Annotated in this window: 4 protein-coding genes; all 4 read right to left on the reverse strand. The window is 72.1% G+C overall.

Annotated features, from left to right (window positions below; all coding sequences use genetic code 11):
• Positions 1-2,179 (reverse strand): lantibiotic dehydratase family protein (locus GL263_RS22725; protein ID WP_182857616.1); only part of this gene is annotated, 2,179 nt, incomplete at its 3' end.
• Between the two features lie 92 nt (positions 2,180-2,271).
• Complete coding sequence (locus GL263_RS22730) at positions 2,272-2,457, reverse strand: hypothetical protein (protein ID WP_182857619.1); 186 nt, start codon at positions 2,455-2,457, stop codon at positions 2,272-2,274.
• Positions 2,458-2,539: 82 nt separating this feature from the next.
• On the reverse strand, positions 2,540-3,793 hold the full coding sequence (fxlM, locus tag GL263_RS22735; RefSeq protein WP_182857617.1) for a methyltransferase, FxLD system: 1,254 nt from the start codon (positions 3,791-3,793) through the stop codon (positions 2,540-2,542).
• A gap of 146 nt (positions 3,794-3,939) precedes the next feature.
• Positions 3,940-4,122: hypothetical protein (locus GL263_RS22740; protein WP_182857618.1), on the reverse strand; the 183-nt coding region annotated here is incomplete at its 5' end.

Genomic DNA, 4,122 nt, shown 5'->3' on the forward strand with positions numbered 1-4,122 from the left:
CGGTGAGGGTGGCGTTGTGGAGGTCGGCGGGGCCGGGTAGGGCGATGGAGAGCCAGTTGCTGCCGGGGAGGTGGTGGCCGGTGTGTGGGGTGCGGACGGCGCGGCGTGGGTCGGTTGGTGGTGGGGCTGGTCTGCGTTGTCTGGTGAGGGGGATGACGAGTTCGAGGAGGTGGCGTTGACCGTCCGGGCCGTGGAGTACGCCGAGGGCATCGGGCGGGCCGAGGGGTTCCAGGAGGGTGCGGGTGCCTCGGTGGATCGAGCGGCGGAGGAGTTCGCGCTGGTCGGGGTCGCGTAGGTCGAGTGGGAGGTGGCGGTCGCTTTCGGCGGCGACCACGGTGTCGGGTGGTGCGGGGCGGGTCTGGCTGCGCCAGGTATCGAGTTCGGTGGCGAAGGTGCGGCGGTTGGCGGCTGAGGCGGCCAGCTCGGTGGGTATCTGCCAGCGGGCGGGGGCGAGCAGGATGTCGCGGTACCGCACGCGCGGGGTGTAGGGGAAGGCGGATAGTGGTCCCCAGTTCCAGGGGTGCCAGGGGCGGGCCCCGGCATGGCCGAGTAGCTGGAGGGTGCGGGCGGCCGGGGGCAGCAGGCGTGGGGCGATGCGGCTGTAGAGGACGGGGGTGACGAGGCGGTCGTGCCGTGTGGACCACAGCGTCAGGTGGTCGCCGGTCGTGGTGACCGCGAGTTCTTCGGGGAGTAGGTCGCCGGGGCGTGTGGGTACGCCGAGTGGGATGCGCCATGGGGCTGCCCGGGTCTCGGTGGTGAGGGCGCCGGAGGCTGCGGTGCGGGCGCGGCAGACGATTTCGGCGACCATCGGGCCGGTGCCGTCGTCTTCCGGTTCGGGTGGGACCAGGTCGGGTAGCCAGCGTGCCCAACGGCCTGGTGCGGCGCCGGCGTCCTGGGAGCCCGTTCCGGGGCATACGGCGATGCGTAGGTCGTGGTCGGGTCCGCTCAGGAGTTGGATGTGGACTTCGGCGGTACGTGGTGGTGGGAGCGTCGAGTGGTGCGCGAGTTGGTCGAGGTGGCGGTCCTGTAGGGCGATCTCCGTTGCGTGGGTGCGGAGGGCGTCGGAGAGGAGGGTGGCCAGCGTGGCGGTGCGGGTGGGGCTGAGTTCTTCTTCGACGCCGAGCGCGTCGTGCGGTGGGGGCGGCCCAAGTCCTGTCGTGGGATCGAGGAGTTCGGGGAGGGGTACGAGTCGGTGGCGGCCGTAGGTGGCGCAGAACCGGCGGTGGTAGTCGGTCAGTGGTGACTTGCGGTGGCCGATGCGCCACAGCACCGACGCGGCCAGGGCGGCTTGGTCGCCTACCGAGGGAGGAAGGACGATCTCCGCGTTCGCCAGCGTGTCGACAACCAGCGGGCGGGCGGTGTGGTGGAGGGCGTCCGCCTCGTCTCGGGCTGCCGACAGCAGCGTGCGCCGCTGTGGGGCGCCGGGAGAGTGGGCGTCGGCGTCAGCGAGGAGGGCGCGTAACCGCGTCAGGCCGGGGGCTGCCGTGGCGTCTGTCGGGAGGCGGTTGAGGAGGTGCCGGACCGGATCGTCTCGGAGGTCGGTCGGGAGGACGTCGCAGAGGAGCAGTCCGGCGTCGATCATGTTCTGTACTGCGTGGGTGATGTCCGCCCTCGTTGCTGTCGGGTAGCGGTGGGCGAGTTGGTCGAGGACGTCGGCGGCTCGCGCCCCGTCGGCGCATGCTTGGAGTAGCCAGCGGGAGACCGCCGTTTCGCGCACGCTGCCGAGTTCGGCGCCGTCGGCGGCCGGGTGCTCGGCTTCCAGTCGGCCTCCGCGTCGGGCAACGAGGTTTGTAGTCGTCAGGCTGAGTGCGGGGAGGAGGCCAGGTTCCTCCTCGAGGAGTCGGCCGGCGACGGCGGCCAGCCACGCGGGGCTCGGTGTGGTGACGGCGCGGTGCGCGGAACCGACCCGGAGGGTGGTCGTCGCTGCGGTGAGGGATGCCGTCGTCACTCCGGCGAAGACCCCGTGCGGGGTGGTGCGGCGGCGCGAACGGACGTCGTAGGCCCGGAGCGTGGCCCGCCCGCGTTCTTCACCCCGTCCCAGGGCCTGCTCGGCACTGCGGCTGGCCAGGAACATGCCCTCGGCCAAGATCCCATCGGCGAGGGTGCTCTCGTCCTGGTGGGGGCGGAGGGGTATGCGGGCAATGGCCACTGGCTGCGCGGAGAAGAGTCTGCGGGGCATCACACCACCCGTTCGTTCGGGACCCGTTCGGAGGGGAGGGAAGGGGGCCGGGTGCGCGTCCGCACCCGGCCGGTTCGTGCCGTACCGCTGGCTCAGCAGCCGGTGGTCGGGCCCTGGGGCGGGGATTCGCCGCAGCCGTCGCCGGTGGTGTCGCCCGCGTCGTCCTCTTCGTCGCCGTCGCTCAGCCAGACGGTCAGCTCGCCGATGGAGCGCTGCTGAAGGTCGAGGTCGAAGGCGTCCGCCAACTCCTGGGGCGGTGGCGCAAGGGGCAGTGTCATTCCGTCCTCCTTGTCGGTCAGGTCGCCGGGCTCTGTCCGGGGACCGCTGGTACGGATCGGCCACGGGTCGGGCCGGTCCGAGTTATGGGGTGACAGTCAGCCGGGCGCTGGGCTTCTCGATCACCACGCCCACGGGCTGCTCGGCGCCTCGGCGGGGGTAGGCATGCACGACCGGGTCGCCGCTGTGGCGTGCCGTCGCGTCCCACTGCCGGACGGCGTCGCCGAGGTCGGCGGCGAGCTTGTCCTTGGTGGGGCCGTGGCCGATGACGCCCAGTTCGAAGTGTTCGGGGGTGTAGGGGGCTTGGCGCAGGGTGAGGTAGGCGAGTGAGTCGCCGTTCCACACCGCGCCCGCGCCGCTGCCCAGGACCCAACCGACCAGGCCGCGTTCGGCTGCGGCCTTGGTGGCGCGCAGTCGACCGTAGGGAGTGACCGCGCCGGCCAGCCACAGGTCCAGGCGGGGCAGCAGCCCCTCTGAGCCGGTCAGCTCCACTCCGGTCCACCGTTCCTGCCGGGGGCCGGCGAACGCCAGGCGCAGTGCCTGGCCGTCGACGGGCTGGTCCTCGTCCACGATGAGCCGTACGTCGGCGTCGGCCAGTCTCACCACGCGTGGTGCCTGCGCGCTGGCCCCCTGCATCGCCAGAAAGCCGGAGACGACCGTCGTGTCGCTGCGCAGGTGCTCGCCCTCCCAGGTGAAGGCAAGGGTGCGGGAAAGGCTGCGGAAGCGGAGCGGGACGATCAGCCGTCCCGTCGGCGCCAGTTGGCTGAACCACGCGTCCGGGAGGTCGGCGGCCCCGGTGGTGACGACAATGCGGTCCCATCCCCCGGCCGGGGCCTCGTCCAGCGGTTGCGCGCCGTCAGCCGTACGGACCGCGACCCGCGTGTAGCCGGTCTCCGCCAGTAGCCGGTGGGCTCGGTCGGTGATGTCAGGGTCGATGTCCACGGTGGTCACCGAGCCGCCGGGGCCGACCATCTCGGCAAGGAGTGCGGCGTTGCAGCCTCCGGAACCGATCTCCAACACGTTCATCCCTGGCGCCAGTTCTGCGGCCTCCAGCATCCTCGCGTGCAGCCAGGGCGCCGAGACGGAACTGACCGCTCGGCCGCCGTCGGCCCGCTTGGTGAAGATCGCCTCCGGAGCCTCGTACACGTCCGCCGCCGACACCTCCGGGGCGAACCGGTGGCGAGGTACGGCACGGAACGCCGCCTCCACGGCAGGGGACACGATCACCCCGCGCTCCACAAGCCCCTTCACCATGCGCACCCGTAGTTCCTCGGTGCTCCTGTCGACTTCAGTTGTCATCCCGTCGTCCTCCATCGCGCCACCTCTCGACTCGGCCATGTAACCACTCGACTACGACACGTGGTCTCTCGTAGTTCGAACCGCTTTCGTCCTGGAGGGCCGGCCATCCCGCGTGGTGCCTGTCCCGGCCGGGGCGGAGTTCACCCGGCCGGGACAGGGCGCTGGGCGGCCACACAGCCGGGGCTTCAGTCCGCCGCCGCTTCCGGGGCGGGGCGGGCGTCCGGCGAGTCGTCGGTGGGCGGGGCGTCGGCCACGCGAGCCGCCGCCACGGAGTGTTCGCCGGCGACCTGGGTGGCGGCGAAGCCGAGGCCGAACAGGTTCGCCGCGACCAGCGCGACGCCGACGAACACGCCGTCGCAGTCCGGCCT

Origin of the sequence: Streptomyces durbertensis (assembly GCF_014156695.1) — a bacterium.
In the GTDB taxonomy this organism is placed as follows: domain Bacteria; phylum Actinomycetota; class Actinomycetes; order Streptomycetales; family Streptomycetaceae; genus Streptomyces; species Streptomyces durbertensis.

Bases quoted from the DNA above. Each gene is read 5' to 3' on its own strand.
- GL263_RS22730 (WP_182857619.1), bottom strand. From the start codon at position 2,457: ATGACACTGCCCCTTGCGCCACCGCCCCAGGAGTTGGCGGACGCCTTC.
- fxlM (WP_182857617.1), bottom strand. From the start codon at position 3,793: ATGGCCGAGTCGAGAGGTGGCGCGATGGAGGACGACGGGATGACAACT.